This is a genomic window from Mesorhizobium sp. ES1-1 (genome assembly GCF_020164785.1).
Lineage (GTDB): Bacteria > Pseudomonadota > Alphaproteobacteria > Rhizobiales > Rhizobiaceae > Mesorhizobium.
On sequence record NZ_JAIUGX010000005.1, the window covers coordinates 1 to 20646 of the forward strand.

At 62.7% G+C, this 20646-nt stretch carries 18 protein-coding genes; 7 read left to right on the forward strand and 11 right to left on the reverse strand.

Annotation, left to right across the window (positions count from 1 at the left end; all coding sequences use genetic code 11):
• Window positions 1–28: 28 nt before the first annotated feature.
• Both LB513_RS10155 and LB513_RS10160 read left to right on the forward strand, forming a co-directional pair.
• Complete coding sequence (locus LB513_RS10155; protein WP_224663360.1) at window positions 29–421, forward strand: Rid family hydrolase; 393 nt, start codon at window positions 29–31, stop codon at window positions 419–421.
• A 229-nt stretch (window positions 422–650) separates the two neighbouring features.
• Window positions 651–1508 (forward strand): DNA adenine methylase, encoded by an 858-nt coding sequence (locus LB513_RS10160; RefSeq protein ID WP_224663361.1) that lies wholly within the window; start codon window positions 651–653, stop codon window positions 1506–1508.
• On the opposite strand, the gene LB513_RS10165 is transcribed toward LB513_RS10160, so the two are convergent.
• The 6 genes from LB513_RS10165 to LB513_RS10190 form a co-directional block, all read right to left on the reverse strand.
• The gene (locus tag LB513_RS10165) at window positions 1509–2369 is read right to left on the reverse strand and encodes a hypothetical protein (RefSeq protein ID WP_224663362.1); all 861 of its coding nucleotides are present in this window, start codon (window positions 2367–2369) and stop codon (window positions 1509–1511) included.
• On the reverse strand, window positions 2366–3352 hold the full coding sequence (locus LB513_RS10170) for a ParB/RepB/Spo0J family partition protein (protein WP_224663363.1): 987 nt from the start codon (window positions 3350–3352) through the stop codon (window positions 2366–2368). Before LB513_RS10170 ends, LB513_RS10165 begins: the two co-directional genes overlap by 4 nt.
• A gap of 115 nt (window positions 3353–3467) precedes the next feature.
• On the reverse strand, window positions 3468–6959 hold the full coding sequence (gene carB, locus LB513_RS10175) for a carbamoyl-phosphate synthase large subunit (protein ID WP_224663364.1): 3492 nt from the start codon (window positions 6957–6959) through the stop codon (window positions 3468–3470).
• A gap of 363 nt (window positions 6960–7322) precedes the next feature.
• Window positions 7323–8510, reverse strand: coding sequence for an SH3 domain-containing protein (locus LB513_RS10180; RefSeq protein ID WP_224663365.1), 1188 nt, complete (start codon window positions 8508–8510; stop codon window positions 7323–7325).
• A gap of 252 nt (window positions 8511–8762) precedes the next feature.
• Complete coding sequence (locus LB513_RS10185; RefSeq protein ID WP_224663366.1) at window positions 8763–9518, reverse strand: metallophosphoesterase family protein; 756 nt, start codon at window positions 9516–9518, stop codon at window positions 8763–8765.
• Window positions 9519–9879: 361 nt separating this feature from the next.
• Window positions 9880–10236, reverse strand: a complete 357-nt coding sequence (locus LB513_RS10190) for an ArsR/SmtB family transcription factor (protein ID WP_224663367.1) — start codon at window positions 10234–10236, stop codon at window positions 9880–9882.
• A gap of 206 nt (window positions 10237–10442) precedes the next feature.
• Between LB513_RS10190 and LB513_RS10195 the strand changes: the two genes are divergently transcribed.
• Window positions 10443–11621 carry an MFS transporter gene (locus LB513_RS10195; RefSeq protein ID WP_224663368.1) on the forward strand — a complete coding sequence of 393 codons (1179 nt, stop codon included), beginning with the start codon at window positions 10443–10445 and terminating at the stop codon, window positions 11619–11621.
• Between the two features lie 27 nt (window positions 11622–11648).
• Here LB513_RS10195 and LB513_RS10200 read toward each other — a convergent pair whose 3' ends face one another.
• Window positions 11649–12107 (reverse strand): MarR family winged helix-turn-helix transcriptional regulator, encoded by a 459-nt coding sequence (locus LB513_RS10200; RefSeq protein WP_224663369.1) that lies wholly within the window; start codon window positions 12105–12107, stop codon window positions 11649–11651.
• A gap of 189 nt (window positions 12108–12296) precedes the next feature.
• On the opposite strand from LB513_RS10200, the gene LB513_RS10205 reads away from it, so the two are divergent.
• Window positions 12297–13091, forward strand: coding sequence for an SDR family NAD(P)-dependent oxidoreductase (locus LB513_RS10205; RefSeq protein WP_224663370.1), 795 nt, complete (start codon window positions 12297–12299; stop codon window positions 13089–13091).
• Window positions 13092–13662: 571 nt separating this feature from the next.
• Here the strand turns inward: LB513_RS10205 and LB513_RS10210 are convergent.
• On the reverse strand, window positions 13663–14259 hold the full coding sequence (locus LB513_RS10210) for a LysE family translocator (protein ID WP_224663371.1): 597 nt from the start codon (window positions 14257–14259) through the stop codon (window positions 13663–13665).
• Between the two features lie 98 nt (window positions 14260–14357).
• Here LB513_RS10210 and LB513_RS10215 point away from each other — a divergent pair, with 98 nt between their 5' ends.
• Window positions 14358–15227: a LysR family transcriptional regulator gene (locus LB513_RS10215; protein ID WP_224663672.1), complete on the forward strand. Its 870-nt coding sequence runs from the start codon at window positions 14358–14360 to the stop codon at window positions 15225–15227.
• 30 nt (window positions 15228–15257) lie between these two features.
• Here the strand turns inward: LB513_RS10215 and LB513_RS10220 are convergent, their stop codons facing one another.
• Together LB513_RS10220 and LB513_RS10225 are read right to left on the reverse strand one after the other, a co-directional pair.
• Entirely contained in the window at window positions 15258–15908 is a 651-nt protein-coding gene (locus tag LB513_RS10220) for a dihydrofolate reductase family protein (RefSeq protein WP_224663372.1), read from the reverse strand.
• Between the two features lie 121 nt (window positions 15909–16029).
• Window positions 16030–17388 carry an Nramp family divalent metal transporter gene (locus LB513_RS10225; RefSeq protein ID WP_224663373.1) on the reverse strand — a complete coding sequence of 453 codons (1359 nt, stop codon included), beginning with the start codon at window positions 17386–17388 and terminating at the stop codon, window positions 16030–16032.
• A gap of 229 nt (window positions 17389–17617) precedes the next feature.
• Here LB513_RS10225 and mntR point away from each other — a divergent pair, with 229 nt between their 5' ends.
• Both mntR and LB513_RS10235 read left to right on the forward strand, forming a co-directional pair.
• A complete protein-coding gene (mntR, locus tag LB513_RS10230; protein WP_224663374.1) occupies window positions 17618–18067 on the forward strand; it encodes a manganese-binding transcriptional regulator MntR in 450 nt (149 codons plus the stop codon).
• Window positions 18068–18169: 102 nt separating this feature from the next.
• Entirely contained in the window at window positions 18170–18358 is a 189-nt protein-coding gene (locus LB513_RS10235) for a hypothetical protein (RefSeq protein WP_224663375.1), read from the forward strand.
• Between the two features lie 32 nt (window positions 18359–18390).
• Here the strand turns inward: LB513_RS10235 and LB513_RS10240 are convergent, their stop codons facing one another.
• Window positions 18391–20460 (reverse strand): hypothetical protein, encoded by a 2070-nt coding sequence (locus LB513_RS10240; protein ID WP_224663376.1) that lies wholly within the window; start codon window positions 20458–20460, stop codon window positions 18391–18393.
• Between the last annotated feature and the right edge of the window lie 186 nt (window positions 20461–20646).

Here is a 20646-nt window from a genome sequence, read left to right on the forward strand (position 1 = left end):
GCTCCGTCCACCCAAACGGAGCACCACCATGAAAAAAGAAATCATCGAAGTCCCCGTCATGTCGGCCAAGGTGCGCGCGCTCGGCCTGCCCTGCTCGACGGCGGTGAAGGCCAACGGCTTCGTGTTCATCTCGGCGACGCCGCCGGTGGACATGGTGACCGGCGAGATGGTGCGCGGCGACATCGAGGTGCAGACCGAGGCCTCGCTGAAGGCGCTGATACATTGCCTGGAAGCGGCCGGCACCTCGCTGGAAAACGTGGTGATGGTGCGCATCTACGCCGTAAATTCCGGCTTCTACACCGCCATCAATCGCGTCTACGCGAAGTATTTCAGCGTCAACCCGCCGGCGCGGAGCTTTGTGCCGGTGGCGTCATGGCCGATGGAGTTTGACATCGAGATTGAGTGTGTGGCGGTGGGGTGAGTGGGCGATCTGACGCTGTCGAAAATGGGCGAAATGCTGCTTAGGCCCAGCGGCTGTGGGATCGCCGCCAAGACAGCGATGGTGACACCCACGAGGTCGCCGCAGATCCTTTGGGGGTTTGGAGATTTACCAATGGAACTGAATGTCAGGACCGGCTCTAATGCAATCTCGGTAGAATCAGCAAACGTGGCTGGATTCGTCCTAGCTTCCTCGTGCAAGTGCGATCAGCATGCCCAACACGGAAAATAGTAACTTGCCTATAGTCGTGCCGGATTCTCTGTACGACGAGCGGTCTCGCCCATTTTTGCGCTGGGCCGGATCGAAGCAGCGCCTCCTGGCTCAGATTATCCCGTTAATCCCAAAGTCCTTCGGGCGTTACTACGAGCCCTTTCTGGGTTCCGGAGCCCTTTTTTTTGCCCTTGAGCCTGACCGAGCCACTTTGTCAGATGTAAGCACAGAGTTGGTCGAGACTTGGCGCTCGGTTCGAGATCATTGCAAGGATTTATGTGACTATCTTGATCCGCTAAAGCCATCCAAAGAACTTTTCTATCAGATAAGATCAGGGCGCTCTTCGGAATATCCGAGGAGGGCCGGCGAATTTCTCTATCTCAACAAGACGTGCTGGAATGGCTTATATCGCGTTAATGGAAAAGGGGAATTTAATGTTCCTTACGGGGCTCCGCAAAGTGATTTTATATTTGATAGGGCGAATTTGATCCGCTGCTCGAGGCTGATTTCGAAGAAAAATATCTCAATACTGAATGTTGACTTTCGCGTATCGCTAAAGAGTGTTCGTGAAGGGGATTTGGTATTCCTTGACCCGCCATATGTCACGAAGCATAATTTTAATGGATTTCGGGATTGGAACGAGCAGCTTTTTAGTTGGGCTGATCAAGAGCGTTTGGCGGCCACTGCAAAGCGACTTGCTGACAAGGGGGCCTATGTAGTCGTCTCCAATGCGGATCATCCGGACGTAGCCGAGCTCTATACCGGATTTACTAGATCAAGCCTTGAAAGAGCCTCTACCTTAGCGTCGAACGCTGCACGACGGGGACGGGTTACCGAAGCTCTTTTTCGCTCATTCTGATTAAGCTGCCTTTATCAGATTGCGTGGGAATGGCCCCTCCCACCGATCGTGATTGGCATGAAGAACCGGTAAAGTATTGTTAGGAGTTTTATGGCTTAAAACCAGAGTAAGTCCGCATCCGCCAAATCCGCGAGGATGGTCTTTCCATGCGATCTTTCCGTACTTTTCTAACGCCGCCTTCTCGTCATCCGTAAAAATTTTGCATTCTTCGCTGAAGACATTCTTGCATTTTTCTAATGTTATGCTGGCTCTTAGTTCAAGCTCGGTTTTATCTTTGATTGCCTTTGCTGCGTCGGTAGTAACTGCTGTTAGAAGCAAGTAACATTTCGCCTCCGACGCAACTAATTCTTCCATAATCGGCCAATAGTCAACCATTTGATTTCCTGTCCCAGCGAAATCGTCCACAAATACAACGTGGTCGAACGCGCTAAGTGCAAGTCTAGGAAGGTCTTTTGCCGTAATAAAAAAGCTTTGCCAGCTATCAGACGTCAAACCGTTCGCCTCGCGAAACATTCGAAGCATAGCTGGGCCGCTTTCACCTGCGCTCCCAACTCCGACAAAGTACCAACGTCCAGCTCTCTCTTTTGCGGATTTGCTCCACCCTCCGAGGTCGGCGAGAGCATCCTTGTAGCCCTGATGGATTTCCATTTCTGAGACAACCTGCACCGCATCGAGAAGCTTATGCCCGATGATCACGTGCTCGGGCAAAAAGCGCTCAAGCCACGCCAAAAGCGCCTTCTTGCTCGGCCTGTGGCGATAGTCCGAAAATCGCTCAACCCAACCGACTAGCTGTTCTTCGCTGGCCAATTCAACTTTATCGTTCTCTGCAGGCGCCCTTTTTCCCTCCTCAGTAGCCGTCATAGAACTGAACGCCTCTCCGCCTCTGCCAACTTGTTCCTAACAAGGATTAAAAAATTTTCAATTTCTACCCACAGATCTTCCTCGGCAGAAAAACTATCCGGATCTATAGATGATATGTCTTGACCAAGTTTGCTTAGCTGCTTGGCCAGAGTCTCAGCCTCTCGGTGAATTCTGGCAGCCTCTATCTCTAAATCCGAGATCATAATTTCATCGTTCTCGATCAAATTATGCAGTTTTTTTACAATTTCTGTTTCTCGATCTGCTTTCCTCGCTATCGTAAGGTAAGATTTAATTTTTCTGAAATCAGTGACAGATTTGAACCCCGATTTCTTACCAGTGTATTTATGGATAAATGCATCAACTATCTTCTTGCGGCTGTACCAAGCCGCGTTCCGTACAGACCGGTCGGTCACGATGGGGTACATTTCAATAAATAGGTCTGCCGTTAACCTTCTAGCTGGTTCAGGATCGAGCATTCGATCTTGATACTCTGGCTCGAATGACAGCAGCTTTTTACATCTTGTGACAACCGCGACATCCAGTCCAGTGAGATCTGCCAGTGCTGATTCACGACTTTCCTCTAGCTCGTCGATCAAAACACCTAATTTCAATGCAGTCGGCATAAGCTCCCAATCTTTTCGAAGCTTATGAATTTGAAACATCGTTACGATGTTTTGGGCCAGAGAAGGTTCGGTGACCGCGTTAATCGGTACATCTTTAAGACCGATTCTCTGCGCGCAAATCCAGCGTCGTTGACCGTCGAGAATTGTGTATTTGGCAGACCCTGTCGCGCGGTAAACTGTGAGAGGAACTAAGATTCCGACTTTTCGAATGGACGCTTCCAGAGTCTTTAACGGCTCCTCATCAAAGAGAACTCTAGGATTGTGAGGATTAGGTCGCAGAGAGTCGGTTGGGACTGTCTGTGGTTTAGGCGGCGCCACCGGTGCCGGCTGAATGGAGTCGTTTTTGCTTTCGATGGGCATACTTGCACTATAGGTAGATGCATATCTGACGCAATTGAAAAGAGAAGTCGTCGATCGATAGGTAGTACAGGACTTGACGGGATGGGCGGTTGAGCGTGGCGCGGTTAACAGTCTGCTACGCAAAATACTCCTGCAACGGCCTGACCTCCAGGCTCCCTGCCTTCAGCGCCGCAATAGCCTCCGCCACCGCAGCCGCGCCCGACAGCGTCGTGTAATACGGCACCTTCTGCATCAGCGTGGCGCGGCGGAGCGACTTGGAGTCCGACACCGCTTTCTGGCCATCCGTCGTGTTGAAGACGATCTGCACCTGGCGGTTGCGGATGGCGTCTTCGATGTGGGGGCGGCCTTCCAGGACCTTGTTGATCTTCTGGGCGTCGACGCCGTTTTCGGCGAGGAAGCGGGCGGTGCCGGAGGTCGCCAGCACCTTGAAGCCGAGGCCGGCGAGGCGCTTGACCGCCGGCAATATGCCGGACTTGTCCTCGTCGCGCACCGAGACGAAGACGGTGCCGGAGCGGGGCAGGTCGACGCCGGCGCCAAGCTGGCTCTTGGCGAAGGCCAGCGCGAAGTCGCGGTCGAGGCCCATGACCTCGCCGGTCGAGCGCATTTCCGGGCCGAGCAGGATGTCGACGCCGGGGAAGCGGGCAAAGGGGAAGACGGCTTCCTTGACCGCGATGTGGCCGGGATTGCGCGGGTCGGGCATGGCGCCGTAATGGGCGAAGGCATCTTCCAGCGTCTCGCCGGCCATGATGCGGGCGGCGATCTTGGCGATGGGACGACCGATGGTCTTGGCGACGAAGGGGACGGTGCGCGACGCGCGCGGGTTGACCTCAAGCACATAAACCGTGCCGTCCTTGATCGCATATTGCACGTTCATCAGGCCGCCCACATGGAGTGCACGGGCCAGCGCCGATGTCTGGCGCTCCAACTCGTCGACCAGGTCGGAAGGCAGAGAGTGGACCGGTAGCGAGCAGGCACTGTCGCCCGAATGGATGCCGGCTTCCTCGATGTGCTCCAGAATGCCGGAGACGAAGGTCGCCGTGCCATCGCAGAGGCAGTCGACATCGACCTCGATGGCACCGGAGAGATAGGTGTCGAACAAAAGCGGGTTCTTGCCCAGCAACGTGTTGATCTGGCCGGTCTTGTCGTTGGGGTATTTCTGCTTGATGTCCTCCGGCACCAGGCCGGGCACGGTGTCGAGCAGGTAGCTCTGCAGCATGCTCTCGTCATGGATGATCTGCATGGCGCGGCCGCCCAGCACATAGGAGGGGCGCACCACCAGCGGGAAGCCGAGCTCGCCGGCGACGAGGCGGGCCTGCTCGACCGAATAGGCAATGCCGTTCTTCGGCTGGCTGAGGCCGAGCTTGTGCAGCAGCTTCTGGAAGCGGTCGCGGTCCTCGGCCAGGTCGATCATGTCGGGCGAGGTGCCGAGGATCGGGATGCCGGCCTTCTCCAGCGCATCGGCGAGTTTCAGCGGCGTCTGGCCGCCGAACTGGACGATGACGCCGACCAGCTCGCCCGAGGCCTGTTCGGCGCGCAGGATTTCCAGCACGTCCTCGGCCGTCAGCGGCTCGAAATAGAGCCGGTCCGATGTGTCGTAGTCGGTCGAGACGGTTTCCGGGTTGCAGTTGATCATGATCGCTTCGTAGCCGGCATCGCGCAGCGCGAAGGCCGCGTGACAGCAGCAATAGTCGAACTCGATGCCCTGGCCGATGCGGTTCGGTCCGCCGCCGAGGATGACCACCTTGCGGCGCGACGAGACCTTTGCCTCGTTGGCAAGCGCGCCGGCGAAGGGCACTTCATAGGTCGAATACATATAGGCGGTGGGCGAGGCGAACTCGGCCGCGCAGGTGTCGATGCGCTTGTAGACCGGATGAACGTCGAGCCTGTCGCGGATCTTGGAGATCACCTCGACATCGCTCCTGGTCAGCGAGGCAAGGCGGGCATCGGAGAAACCCATCGCCTTCAGCATGCGCAGATTGACGGCGTCCTTGGGAATGCCGTGCTCGCGGATGCGGGCCTCCATGGCGACGATGTCGGCGATCTGCTCGAGGAACCACGGGTCGATCTTGCACATGGCGTGCACGTCTTCCAGCGAGGTGCCCATGCGGATCGCCTGCGCCACCATGCGCAGCCGGTCGGGCGTCGGCGTGCCGAGCGCGGCGCGGATGGCGTTGCGGTCGTCGGCATGGCTGGCGGAGCCAAGGCCGGGAATCTCGATCTCGTCGAGGCCGGTGAGACCGGTTTCCAGGCCACGCAGAGCCTTCTGCAGCGATTCCTGGAAGGTGCGGCCGATGGCCATGACTTCGCCCACCGATTTCATGGCCGTGGTCAGCACCGGCTCGGCGCCGGGGAATTTCTCGAAGGCGAAACGCGGGATCTTGGTGACGACGTAGTCGATCGACGGCTCGAAGGAGGCCGGCGTGGCCCCGCCGGTGATGTCGTTCTCCAACTCGTCCAGCGTGTAACCGACGGCGAGCTTGGCGGCGATCTTGGCAATGGGGAAGCCGGTCGCCTTGGAGGCCAGCGCGGAGGAGCGCGAGACGCGCGGGTTCATCTCGATGACGACGAGGCGGCCATCGGCCGGGTTGACGGCGAACTGCACGTTGGAGCCGCCGGTCTCGACGCCGATCTCGCGCAGCACCGCGATCGAGGCGTTGCGCATCATCTGGTATTCCTTGTCGGTCAGCGTCAGGGCAGGGGCGACGGTGATCGAGTCCCCCGTGTGCACGCCCATCGGGTCGATGTTCTCGATCGAGCAGACGATGATGCAATTGTCCGCTCTGTCGCGGACAACCTCCATCTCATACTCCTTCCAGCCGAGCACGCTCTCCTCGATCAGCACTTCGGTGGTCGGCGAGGCGTCGAGGCCGGACTGGACGATGTCGTAGAATTCGGCGCGGTTGTAGGCGATGCCGCCGCCGGTGCCGCCCATGGTGAAGGAGGGGCGGATGATGGCGGGCAGGCCGACATGGTCGAGCGCCTGGGCTGCGATCGCCATGCCATGACTGATATAACGCTGCTTGCGGTCGCCTTCGCCGAGGTTCCAGCGGGTTTCCAGCGCATCGAGCGCGGCATCGAGTTCGGCCGGCGCCTCGGCCTTGAGCGCCGCGCGCTCGGCCTCATGCATCTTGCGGTCGGCGTTCTTGACGTCGGTGGCATTGGCCAGCATCGATTTCGGCGTTTCGAGGCCGATCTTCTGCATCGCCTCGCGGAACAGCGCGCGGTCCTCGGCCTTGTCAATGGCCGTGGCGTCGGCGCCGATCATCTCGACATTGTAGCGCTCCAGTACGCCCATGCGGCGCAGCGACAAAGCGGTGTTGAGCGCGGTCTGGCCGCCCATGGTCGGCAGCAGGGCGTCGGGCCGTTCCTTGGCGATGATCTTGGCGACGACCTCGGGCGTGATCGGCTCGATATAGGTGGCGTCGGCCAGTTCCGGATCCGTCATGATGGTGGCCGGGTTGGAATTGACCAGGATGACGCGGAAGCCTTCTTCCTTCAGCGCCTTGCAGGCCTGGGTGCCGGAATAGTCGAACTCGCAGGCCTGGCCAATGACGATGGGGCCGGCCCCGATGATCAGGATCGACTTGATGTCAGTGCGTCTTGGCATGGCGAAGATCCGTTCGGCGGGCGGCTTGCACAAAAAACCGGGACGGGAAGACCCGGCCGGTTGTGCTCGCGATTCTGGTATCAGGCTAGGAGGGCCTTATAGGGAAGAGTCTCGCGGATGTAACCCCGAAAATGCGGGATTGGGCGGGGTTGCCAACAATCAAACGCCGCGATCCGTCGCACCCCCCTCTGCCCTGCCGGGCATCTCCCCCGCAAGGGGGGAGATCGAATGGCGCGACGGCTTTCGTCAATTCTCAACGCTGAAAACGGATGGCTGGGATTGAAGCTGCCAATCTCCCCCCTTGCGGGGGAGATGTCCGGCAGGACAGAGGGGGGTGCTGTCCCGCCGACCTCCGAACATCAGCTAATCCCCCAGCGCCAGCGAGTCCGTGACCTCGAACCGTTCGGCGGCGCCGACGCGGATCATGTTGAGGCTGCCTTCCCTGGTGAAGCGGAAGTCGCTGCGTGAGTTCGAGCCGGCGGGCTGGCCGGCGTAGAAGGAGATGACGCGCGTGCCGCCATCGGGCCATGTCACGATGATGTCGGCCTTGCCGCTGCCGTTGCGCAGGACGCTGACCTCGCAACGCGTCATCGGCTGGCCGAAATAGCGGGCGCAGGGGATTTCGCCGGTCGCGTCGGGAGCACGGGCCAGTGGCTGCGGCGGCTCAACCCGCGCGACGACCTGCGGATCGACGGCGGATGCTTCAACAGTTCGGCCGGGGCGCGGCGTCGGGATCGGGATCCCGCTCGCAACCGGTGCGGTGCTGTCATCGACAGGATCGGGGCCGATGGCCGGATCGGCGACGGCTTCCTCGGTGGGCGCCGTTGCGGCAGCCGGCGCTTCGGCCGCAGGCGCTGGCAGAGACGCCTCTGCGGCGGCTGCGGCGGGCGCTTGCCTGATTTCGCCGGCCGTCGGGTTTTCCTGCGCCGCAAAGGCGAGGCCGTATGCGTCCTGCATCGCCGCGCGGCCGATGTCGGCAGCGGATTTCAGCGTGCTTTCGGCGGGAGGGGCCGGATCAACTCCGCCAAGGCGCGCCGTCAGGTCGGGCGGCGGTGCGGAAAGCCGAGCCCTGGTGGCAGCGTCTGCATCGGAATTGTTCGCCGTGACTTGCGGCGCAGTTTGCGGTCCATCCGTTTCATCACCTGCGCCTGTAGCGGCGACCTGTGGCGCTTCGGCCGGTTTCGCCTCGGCGGCGCGCTCGACATAGGGGGCAGGGTTGAGCGGGATGAGATAGCGCGCCGGCGTCCATCCGGTGAACTTCGTCTTGCCAGCGCCCTCGATGCGGCACCATTTGTAGCCGTTGACATCGTTGCAGCCTAGATTGGTGACGCTGTCGCCATTGACCAGGCGGGTCTCGATCCTGGCGACGGCCGAGGCGGCGGCCCGGACATTAAGAAGGTCGTTCGGCGCCACGCCGTACACGATGGAGATGACGAGATCCGGCTCCTCTTCGGCCATGGCCGGAGCGGCCGAAAGCCATGCCGTCATCAGCAACGGAACGGCGACCAGCGCATGCAGGGGTGTTGGGAGCGAAACTGTGCGCCTCATCATGTGGCCGGTCGCTGATACTCAAATACGATGGCGCGGCGGATCGCGCCCACCGCATGCCCGGCCGGTTTTATAAGGGACCGCGCGCCGCCATGTAAGCCCGAAAATTCGGAGGTTATGTTCAGCCGTTCCGCCTGAGGCATGAACGCTAAGGGGTTCAGCCTGAAGGCACGAACTGCGTTCAGCCTGGCATGAACGAAGACGTTCAGCCTGGAGGCACGAACTGCGTTCGGCCTGGCATGAACGCTAACGCGTTCAGCCTGAGAAGCCCGTCCGCAGAGCGTGCGCCCATTCCGGCCGGCCGGCCTGCTCCGCCTGTCTGGCCGCTGCCTCGTGGTCGTAATCGACGGCGATCCCTTCGAAACGGTCAGGCTCGGCTTGCCCACCCAATGTAACGATGCCGTAGCGAGCGTGCGGCGAACCCTGCTCGGAGACATGCGCCGGCGGCGTCGAATCATCATAGGCGGGGCAGCCGATACTGCCCGGGTTGAAGATGACGGGGCCGTCGGGGATGCGGATCAGTTCCGTCCGGTGGCTGTGGCCGCACAGCGCGATGCGGCAGGCCGGGTCGAGCGCTTCCAGCCGCCGCCGGATCGCGGCCAGCGGCGCGCGCACCAAGCGGCCATCGACGACCGTGTCGGCCAGGTATTTCTCGTCATGATCGGGGCGGGCGTGGAAGGCGATCACGCCGGGCGCGATCTCCAGCGTCAGTGGCTGGGCGAACAGGGCTTCGCGTTGCGCCTGCGTCAGCCGCTCCTGCGCATAGGCATCGGAGGGCCACATGTCGTCATCGGCCGGATCGCGGGCGACGCGGCGGTCGTGATTGCCGCGCACCGTCGGCAGATTCAGCGCCTCGAGCCGCGCCATCGTTTCGCGCGGCCAGAGCGGCCCGGAAACGCTGTCGCCGAGATTGACGGTCAGCTCGGCGCCGCCGCGCTGCCGGAGATCCTCCAGCACGGCGTCGAGCGCCAGCACGTTGCCGTGGATATCGGCGAGGACGGCAATGCGCATGGGTGCGACTCCGTGGAATGAATGACTGGTCGGAACGCTACCCTAGCAGGACTTGGTTTCCTTGCCGCACTTCGGCATTGGCTATTTCCAGATATCTTGATTGATCGGCCCGAGGCTTGATGGCTAGGTGGTTCCCCCAATCCGTCGCTGCTTCGCAGCGCCACCTTTCCCCCCTCCGGAGGGAAAGGAAGGGAGTCTCGTTGGAACAGCGCTGGCGGCAACAGGCTCGCGCCCTTCCTCTACCCCGTCGATCGGGGGAGAGGTGGCTCGGCGAAGCCGAGACGGAGTGGGGGTCGACCAGCGCTGCCATAGCCGCCTCTCCGATATTCACGTGGGGCCAGGAACCCCAAATCCCGCAAGGTCAGGCCGGCACTTCGATATTGTGGCCGCCAATCATCGGCAGAGCGGCATCATCGCCGGCGGCAGTGATGACACTGTCGAGCAGGCCGGGGAAGCGGCTGTCGAGGTCGGCGCGGCGCAACGTGATCAGCCGGCTGGTGCCGACCACTTCAGCGCGCGTGACGCCGGCCTCGCGCAATTTGGCGAGGTGGTAGCTCAGATTGGTCTTGGAGCCGAGATCGAGGAACTGGCTGCAGTTGAGCGGCACGCCCTCCTTGCTTGCGAGGTAGCGCACGATGGCCAGACGCGTCGGATCGCCGAGCACGCCAAGCACGATCGGCAGGCTGATCTGGTCCGTATTGGGATGTGGCAAGGTCATGGCCGGAACCTAAGCACAGTCGCGGCCGATTTCAACGCATCCGTCCTGCCGTGCCCGTACACGCCGTTTCTCCTATCGGATCTATGCCGGCCGGCCGTGCTGACACAGGGCTGTCAGGAGGCTTCAGCTATTTTCGATCGGCTTCATTGACATCATGGCCTGTTATGTCCAATTGTTCAATAACTTTTGAACTAAGGACACATGCCATGGACAAGCGTCTCTTCTGGCTTGCGCTCGGATCGTTCACGATCTCGACCGAAGGCTTCGTCATCTCCAGCCTTCTGCCCGATATCGCCAGGGATGCCGGCATCTCCATCCCGCTGGCCGGCACGCTCATCACCGCCTTCGCGCTGGCCTACGCGGTCGGCACGCCGATCCTGGCGACGCTCACCGGTGAATGGGACCGGCGCCGGGTCATTCTCTGGACGCTGGTGTTCTTCGTCCTCGGCAACATCGCAGCGGCCTTGAGCTCCTCCTTCGAATTGCTGCTGATCGCGCGCATCGTCATGGCGTTGTCGTCGGGCCTATTCGCCGCGACCGCGCAGGGAACGGCCGTGGCACTGGTCGATGACCGTCACCGGGCGCGGGCGATCGCCGTCGTCGTCGGCGGCACCACGGTCGCCGTCGCCGTCGGCGCGCCGCTCGGCGCGCTGGTGGCTGCCTTCGCCGGCTGGCGCGGCACATTCTACGCCATCGCCGGCCTTGGCGCGCTTGCCGGCGCCATTCTGTGGTACCGGCTGCCGCGCGGCATCATCGGCACCAAGCTGCCGCTGCGGCGAAGGCTTGGCGCCGCCCTGCGTCCCGGCGTGATGCCGATCCTGCTGACGACCTTGCTGGCGCTGACCGGCGCCTTCACCGTCTTTGCCTATGTCGCGCCGCTGGCCATCGAAAGCGGCGGGCTGAGCGAGATCGCGCTGCCCGGAATGCTCCTCGCCTTCGGCATCGGCGCCGTCATCGGCAACATTGCCGGCGGCCAGGCGGCCGACCGCTTCGGCGCGACCCGCACCGTCGGCTGGTCGCTAGCGCTGAGCGCGGTCATGCTGGTGCTGTTGTCGGTGGTGCCGACCTTCCTGCCGCGCGAGATCGCCGGTCCGGTGCTGATGGCGATGATGGTGCCATGGGGCATCGTCGGCTGGGCCTTCCCTCCGGCACAGGCCAGCCGCATCATCAGGCTGGCGCCCGACGCGGCGCCGATCGTGCTCTCGCTCAACGGCTCGGCGCTCTATCTCGGCGTGGCGCTGGGCGCAATGGTGGGTGGCGGCGTGCTGCGCTATGGTGCGCCGGCCGACCTCGGCCTGGTCGCGGCGATCTTCCCGCTCATCGGGCTGGGCATCGTGCTGGCCGGCAGGATGTTGGCGAGGCCGGTGGCCGTCGCCGCCGAGTAAACTGGGCCCGTAACGCCGGCGCAATACTCAGAGCGTGGCCGGCGGCGGGTCGAGATCCAGCGAGGCGATATCGTCGAGCGCCTCGCGCAGGCTTGCCGCTTTCTTCTTGCCCACCCTGTCCTCGAAGTGCTGTTGGGCACGGCGCCACAGCCTCATGGCCTCGTCGAGCTTGACCAGCCCCGACGGCGTGAGCCGCACCCGTTTGACCCGGCGATCGTCGGGATCGGCGAAGGTCTCGACATAGCCGTCGCGGATCAGCGGCTTCAGCGTGTGGCCGAGCGCCGAGAGGTCCATGATCAGCGATGCGGCAATGGCGCCCATGGCAGGCTCATCGCCAATATGGATTTGGTAGAGCAGGCCCTGCTGCGTGGCCTTCAGGCCCGAGGGCGCCAGCACATCATCATAATATTGGCCGATCTTGCGCGTCGCCCGGCGCAGCATGGCATTGTTGCAGAGCGTGAGGCCGGGCAGGCTATCCCTGGGCATCATGGGTCCTTGGCGCCGGTATGATAACCAGCTTCTGGCCGAAAGATAATCCCCTATCCACCGGTTGACAAGATAGTGGCATATGCCTATTTGGCAATTAGTGGCATATACCACTAATTGATTTATGCAGCTTGGCGATCGGGAGATGCCGACGCCAGCGGCGAACAGTTAAACAGAAGGAACAAGACAATGAGCGAACAAGGCAACAAGGGAACGGCGGTCGTCACCGGGGCCTCTTCCGGCATCGGCGCGGTCTATGCCGACCGGCTGGCGGGGCAGGGGTACGATCTTGTGCTGGTGGCGCGACGCGCCGACCGGCTGGACGAGCTGGCGGAAAAGCTGCGTTACGCCTACGGCCGCAAGGTGAGCTTCATCACGGCCGATCTCTCCAACGACGATGATGTGCGCCGCGTCGAGCGGACTATAGCCGCCGATGACAGCGTCACGCTGCTGGTCAACAATGCCGGCCTCGGCGGCCAGCAGGTGGTGGCGACGGCCGACGCGGACGCGGCCGAGCGCATGATCAAGGTCAATGTCATCGCCCTGACGCGGCTGACCCGTGCCGTGCTGCCCGGACTGCTGGCCCGGAACCGCGGCGCCGTCGTCAACATCGCCTCCGTGCTCGCCTATGAGACCGCGTTTGGCGGCATCTACAGCGGCACCAAGGCCTATGTCGTCAACTTCACCGAGGCGCTGCAACGCGAGGTGGCGGGCACCGAAGTTACCGTGCAGGCAGTGCTGCCGGGCGCGACGCGGACCGATTTCTGGGAGCTTGCCGGTAGCGACGTCGACGCCCTTCCCAAGGAGATCGTCATGACGGCGGACGATATGGTCGATGCCGCCCTGGTCGGTCTTGCCAGAGGCGAAGCCGTCACCGTGCCGGCGCTGGCCGACCCGGCCAAGCTCGACACGTTCCTCGGCGCCCGCCAGGCCTTCTACGGCAGCCTGCACGCCGACAAGCCGGCGGCACGGTACGGGGTTTGAAGCCCATCCGGCTCGCGATGACGATTGGCGTGATCAGCGCGCGTCCTCGATCATGCCATCGGCCTCGCATGTCGTGACTGATCGGCGCAAGGCTAGATTGCCACGTGGTTCCCCCAATCCGTCGCTGCTTCGCAGCGCCACCTTTCCCCCCCCTCCGGAGGGAAAGGAAGGGAGCCTCTTTGGACCCGCGTAGACGGCAAAAAGCCTAGCGCCCTTCCTCTCCCCCGTCGATCGGGGGAGAGGTGGCTCGGCGAAGCCGAGACGGAGTGGGGGTCGATAGGGGCCGTCGTCCTCACGCCGTCTGTGCCTGGCTTGGATGATCGGCCCGCCGCTCGATTGCCACGTGGTTCCCCCAATCCGTCGCTGCTTCGCAGCGCCACCTTTCCCCCCTCCAGAGGGAAAGGAAGGGATCCTTGGAGGAAGCTTTGGCGGCAAAAGGCTTGGTGCCTTTCCTCTCCCCCGTCGATCGGGAGAGGTGTCGAGCGAAGCCGAGACGGCGTGGGGATCGACCGACGCAGCATACGACAATGGCCGCAGGTGAGGAATTAAAGGTCCTGCCAGAACTACTCTCCTACGACCGCCACATCGGGATGATCGAGGCGGCCAGCACCAGCGCCAGCACGATGTTCAGGGCACGCCATTGCCATTCGGTCTTGAGCAGCCGCGCCAGAACCATGCCGGCGACGCACCACAGCGACAGGGAGGCCGCGGCGGCGAGGCCGAACGTGGCGCCGAGCAGCAGCGCCAGTTGCAGCGGTCCGCTGGCCAGAGCCGCGAAGGACGCCGCCGCTCCCAAACCCATCGCCCAGCCCTTCGGGTTCAGCCATTGCACGCCGGCGCCCCCGAGAAAGCTGTTCGGCGTGGCCATGGTCATGTCGAGATTGGGCGGCCCAGCGCGGCCGATCTTGACCGCCAGCCAGAGAAGATAGGCCGAGCCGGCAATCTTCATGGTCAGCTCCAGCGAAGGCACTGCCAGCAGCAGGCCGGCAAGGCCTGCGCCGGCCGCGGCCGTCACGGTGGCAAGGCCGGCGGCGCTGCCGACCAACAAGGGCACGGACCGGCGGAAGCCGAATTGCGCGCCGGACGCGGTCGACAAGGTCGTGGCGATGCCGGGCGTCGTGGTGGCGACGATCGCGAACAGGACGAGGGGAAGGATGGGCTCGATCATGCGAAGTCCAATTGCACAGGGCTGCCATCGTAGCCGGCACCGAGCTTCAGTAAATGCAATGTTTGCCATGCCTGCCATTAGCAGCCATAATGCTGTGTATGCTTCGAAACCTCGACATGACCCTGATCCGCACCTTCGTGACCGTGGCCGACAAGGGGACCATGACGGCGGCAGCCAACGCGCTGCACCTCACCCAGGGTGCGGTGAGCCAGCAGGTCAAACGGCTGGAGGAGATGTTCGGCGCGAGCCTGTTCGAGCGCGATCGCCGTGGACTTCGGCTGACGCATGCCGGCGAGCGCCTGTTCGGCAAGGGCAAGCGCCTGCTTGGGCTCAATGACGAGATCTGGGCGGAGATGGCTGGTACGCCGGTGGGCGGCAGGGTGCGGCTCGGCGTGCCCTACGATCTCGTCGGCACCTTGCTGGCGCCCGTGCTGAAGGTCTATGCCGAAGCCTATCCGAGGGTCGAGATCTCGCTGGTCTGCGCCTCGTCGCCGGAGCTGGCGTCGGCGCTTGCGGCGGGAACCATCAATCTGGCGGTGATCGAGGAACGGATCGGTCCGACGTCAGGCGAATGCCTGGCGATCGACCGGCTGGTCTGGGTCGGCGCCAAGGGCGGCGTTGCCTCCGCCAAGCGGCCGCTGCCGGTCTCGATGGTCGCCGACACCTGCGCCTTCCGACCGGCGGTGCTGTCGACGCTCGGCGAGCATGGGCTGGAGTGGCGAACAGTGTTCGAGAACGGCAACATCGACGCCACGATGGCGACGGTGCGCTCAGACCTCGCCGTAACCGCCTGGCTGGCCTCGACCGTGCCGGCCGATCTGGACATATTGCCTCTCGAGGCCGGCCTGCCGCCGCTGCCGAATTTCTCGATCAACCTGCATCTGCCGGAGCATGGCGTCAGCCCGGCCGCCCAGGAATTCGCGCGGCATATCAGGGATGGGCTCACCCGGCGGCCGCTGGCGGCCTGAGCTCTAGACTTGGCGCCAAGACCGACCGCCTTACTTCCAGGTCCTGCGCCGCTCGAGTTCGGCTTCGGACGGCTCTTGCGTGGCAAAGGAGCCGACCTTGATCTCGCCGCCGCGCTCATAGGTCGCCATGATGACGCCCGTGCTGGAAGCCTGAGACTTCACAAGCCTGAGCGCGGCCGGGATCGCATCATCGCCGAACAGCCGTTTGCCCTTCCCCAGCAGCAAAGGGAAGATCATCAGCCGGATTTCGTCGATCAGCCCAGCGGCGAGCAGTGCCTGGATCAGTTCGCCCGATCCCTGGATGAGCAGGTCCGGGCCATCTTCCTGCTTGAGCCGTCGCAACGTCGCGACGATATCCGGTCCAAGCCATTGCGTGTTCTGCCAGCTCAATGTGTCCGGGCGATGTGTCGCCACATATTTGGTGGTCGGGTTGAAGACATCGGCGATCGAATCCTTCTGGTACGGCCAGTAGGCGGCGAAGATGTCGTAGGTTCGGCGGCCGAGCAGCAGGTCGAACGGTTTGGAGAACAGGTCCTCCATTGCCGTTCCCGCTATCTCGTCAAAGTAGTGGAAGGTCCAGCCGCCGAACTCGAAGCCGCCGACCGGATCCTCTTCCGGCCCGCCCGGCGCCTGCATCACGCCGTCGAGACTGACGAAGGTTGAGGCGACGATCTTTCTCATGGTTCACTCCTGGGCTCTGCGTCCTGGCCTTCGAAGCCGGACTTCGGCCCAAGGACGGGCGACCGGGCGCCGTCCCGACACGATGCCAGAATTTTTGCAGGCACGGCAGTGGTGGAGGGGCTCAGCCGACCCCGAACATCGTGTCGTAGAGCAGCTTGAAGTTGAGCCCGAGGATCATAGCTGCAACCACCCAGGCGAGCGCGGCCACACCGCGGGGAATGGCGAGGCTGCCCATCTTCTTCCTGTCGGACACGAAATGCACCAGCGGGACGACGGCGAAGGGCAGTTGCATCGACAGGATCACCTGGCTGAACACAAGCAACTGGCCCGTGCCTTTTTCGCCATAAAGGGCGGTGACCACCACAACCGGGATGATGGCGAGGCCACGCGTCAGCAAGCGGCGGGCCCAGTTGGGGATGCGCAGGCGCAGGAAACCTTCCATGACGATCTGACCGGCTAGCGTTGCCGTCACCGTCGAGTTCAGGCCGGAGGCGAGCAGCGCGACCGCGAACAGGATCGAGGCGATGCTCAAGCCCAGCAGCGGCGACAGCAGCTCGAAGGCCTGGCCGATTTCCGCGACATCCTGGTGGCCGGTGCCATGAAAGGCAACCGCCGAGACGATGAGGATGGCGGCGTTGACGAACAGCGCCAGCATCAGCGCGATGGTCGAGTCCGCCGTTGCCCATTTGATGGCGTCGCGCTTGCCCTTGTCGGTGCGCTCATAGGCGCGGGTCTGCACGATCGAGGAGTGCAGGTAGAGATTGTGCGGCATGACGGTGGCGCCGATGATGCCGATGGCGATGTAGAGCATTGCGGGGTTGGTGACGATCTGCGACGAGGGGACGAACATGGCGTGCAGGATCGAGCCCGGCGGCGGCGCGGCGACGAAGATCTGGATGGCGAAGCAGCTGAAGATGATGATCAGCAGCGCGACGACGAAGGCTTCGAGATAGCGAAAGCCCCTGTTCATCAACAGCAGAACGAGGAAGGCATCGAGCGCGGTCAGCATTGCGCCGCCGATCAGCGGAATGCCGAACAGCAACTGCAGCGCGATCGCCGTGCCGATGACTTCGGCCAGGTCGCAGGCAATGATGGCCAGTTCGCAGGCGATCCAGAGCACGAAATTGACGGGGCGCGGATAATAGGCGCGGCAGGCCTGGGCGAGATCTCGGCCGGTGGCGATGCCAAGCCGTGCCGCCAGCGCCTGCAAGAGGATCGCCATCAGGTTGGACAGCATGATGACGAACAGCAGCGTGTAGCCGAACTGGGCGCCGCCGGCGAGATCGGTCGCCCAATTGCCGGGGTCCATATAGCCGACGGAAACCATGTAGCCGGGGCCCATGAAAGCGAACAGGCGGCGGAACCAGGCGCCGGAGCTCGGCACGGCGATGGAGGAATTAACTTCCTGCAGGCTGGGCTGATCGTCCTCGTCAGGCCTGGCGAACCGCCATGAGGAACTTCGGGCTGTGGCTTCGGACATGCAGAAAACTTCCCAGGCGCATTGGCTACGAATTCATAATCTATGGCGCGCCCAACATTATGCAATAGGCTATATTTCATTGTTTGTGCTTTTTGGCCGGCGTGCGGCAAGATTGTCGGGAGGCGCCGAAAATGGGACGATTGCGCCGTCGCCGCGATGCGGATAGACCCATGAAGAATGAAAGCCTGTGCTATGAAAGCACAAAGGGATCATTCTGGAGGAGCCTGTATTGCCGTCGAAGAACAGTCCGGTCCGGCGCTTGCCGCTGCCGGACGCGGAAATTCATTCCGAGGGCTTCCGGCAGCAGCGCGAAGCCCGGCGCGGCGCGCTGGTCGAGGATTATGTCGAACTGATTGCCGACCTGATCGAAGACGGCAATGAGGCACGGCAAGTCGATATCGCCGCGCGGCTCGGCGTTGCCCAGCCGACCGTGGCCAAGATGCTGACCAGACTGTGCGCTGACGGGCTGGTTTCCAGAAAACCCTATCGCGGCGTTTTCCTGACCGATGCCGGCCGCAAGGTGGCGCAGGAAAGCCGCATCCGCCACCAGACTGTGGAGGCCTTCCTGCGCTCGCTGGGGGTCAGCGCCGAGACGGCGCGCATCGATGCCGAGGGCATCGAGCATCACGTCAGCGCCGAGACGCTGGAAGCGTTCCGCAAGGCGATGACGGCACGCTGACCGCACCTCCGCCAGTCTGTCGACCGACGCCATCGGAACCGCTCGATGCCATGGGCGTTGTTTCGGGATCGCGCGAATTGTCGTGCGGCAAGGGAGGAAGCAATGGGCGTCGAACAGGCACCGACCGAAAAAGGCAAGCAGGCGGCCAAGGGGCTGCGCGAGGCAGCAGCCAAGGATGAGCGCAAGACCGAAGGTGAAACCGGCCACCCGCTGAAGAAAGGCGCCGACCGTTTCGAGGAGCGTTCGAAGAGCTCGGACGGCAAGAGCGCCGGCGCCAAGCAGAAGGACTAGGGGCTCGGCAGCTTAATCGAAGCGATGGCCATCTAGTCGCGGACGTCCTGCACCCAGCTGCGCGGGTGGCCGTCGACGCGGAACTGGAAGATGAAATAGGGCGGGATGCAGGTGCCTTTGCCGGGCTTGGCCTGGGCCAAATCATCGTAGCCGGCGGTGCAGATATAGTCCTCACGGCACGGATGCGCCTTGTCGCAAGCGCGCAGGCCCGCCGTCTTGGTAAACTCCTTGGTGCAGAATTTGTGGTCCCTGCCGGAAGCGATGCAATCGTTGAAGCCGGTCTTGGCGAGGCGGCCGCATGTCGCTTCGTCGGGAAGTTTGTCGCAGCTTGCCTTGCGCAGCATGCCGCCGGGAAAGCCGCCGGTCATCTGCGGCGGGTTGTCGTAGCGCTGCCGCGCCGCGCCGTATCCGGCGAATTTCACGAGAGGCTTCTTGTCGCGCGCCGGATCTATCGCGCACGCCTTGGCGGTGGCTGGCGAGAGGCGACAATATTGGTCGCTCCCCCATGTCGACATCTTGATCTCGCCGAACTCAACCGGGTCGCCGACCGCCGTTCCCGCCTCGCTGACGCAGGTGCCGAAACCGGGATGGATGGCGCTTTCATGCACGCCGGCGCAGCGCAGGCCGGCGCCGCAGGTCCAGTCCTTGAAGCTCTCATCGACGCCGCGATAGCAGATCGAACCCCAGCCGTCATAGAGGTCGGTTCCCTTCAGCGCCTCGGCGTATTTGCGGTCCGGGCGGGCGGCGAAGCCGCGGGTGAAATCCGGGTGGCCGCCGGCGGCGAACTGCTCGACGATGGCGCGGCGTCGCGGCAGATCCGCAAAGAACACAGCGGAGCCCGGCACGAAGACGGCGTTGCGGCGCGGCTCGCCGGCCGGATCGGCTCCGGTGTAGTGAAAGCCGGCTATGCCGTGCGTCTGATGGCAGCCGGTGCAGCTCATTTCATTGAGCCTTAGATTGAAGCCGGCAACCGATTTGATGGTCGAAAGCGTGTTGCCTTTGGCGACGTAATCCCTGAGTGCCTTATCGATCTCGCTATCGTCGACCAGACCGTAGGCGATGTTGTTCTGCGACCGGCCGAGCCCGCCCGGGGCCACGGAAACTGCGCTCTTGGCGAGGAATTTCTCGTCAATGACCAGCCGGCCGTGGTCGAGGTCATAGATATTGCGGTCGGTGAGCAGCCATTTGGAGAAGGACTTGACGTCGGCCAGGACCGTTGCCCGGTCGATCTGGTTTTCCATCTTCGCTTCGTAGAAGGTCGATGTGGACGGGTCCCACTTGAAGATCTTCAGGAGATATTCGGCATGGCCGCCGAAATCGCGGCGCGTCGAAGCCGAGAGGCGCAACACCTGCATGTTGAGTTCAAGCCGCATGATCTGTGAGGAGTTCAGCATGGCGCCGGCTAGCGGACCTTCTTCCGACCGCAGCCAGGCGGCGAGCTGTTCGGGCGGCAGGTCCTTGCGCCCGGCGGACAGCCATCGTTGCGCGACATCGGCACAGGACGGATCGGTGGCGCTTGGCAGATCCTTGGAGCCACGTGCCTGAGCCTGCCTTGGCCTGGCGTTGAACACCAGGCTCATGGTCAGCGGCAGGCGCGAAGAGATGCGCTGCCCGGCCTTGCCCTTTGCCGGCTTTTCCGCGACCGAATAGTGGAAGCGGTAGATCAGCCGGATCTCGCCGCATTCGGTGTGGCCGAGATAGCCGCGATCCATGCGGTTGACGACACCTGTAAGGTCGAGCGTCGAACCGTCGTCATCGATGTAGTTCGGATTGAAGCGCTGGCTCGTGTCCTTGGACCTGGCCATGGCGGCGACATAGGGGTCGGGGCTGGTCTTCGGTTCGTCGGCGATCTGTCGCTTGACGGTATCGCGCACCGTTGCCAGGGCCGGCACCGAAAAGAGACCGCGATTGTCGACTTCGCGAGTGAGGCCGAGCGCCGGCCCGAGCAGGCGGCTGATCGAAAGGCCATTGCGTTCGAGCGCCTGCAAGGTAGCGGGATCGGTGATGGCGACGCTGGAATCGAGCGTGACCGCGCCGGCCTGCGCCAGACCGAGGCAGACCATTGCTGCAAGCAGCGACAGGAGTTCAGCGATGGTCTTCAAGCCGCGCTCACCCCGGTTGCGGGCCTCTCTTCCACGCGGATGCTACAGATGTTCTCGCGCCGCTGCCAGAGCGGAGAACGGGCTAGCGCGCTCCTTAGGGGTCGAAAAATGCTGTGACTTGGCGCAACCATTGGGCTAGTTGTGTGTTGGATGCAGCCGGCTTTGCCGGAACACCGGAACGCGAGG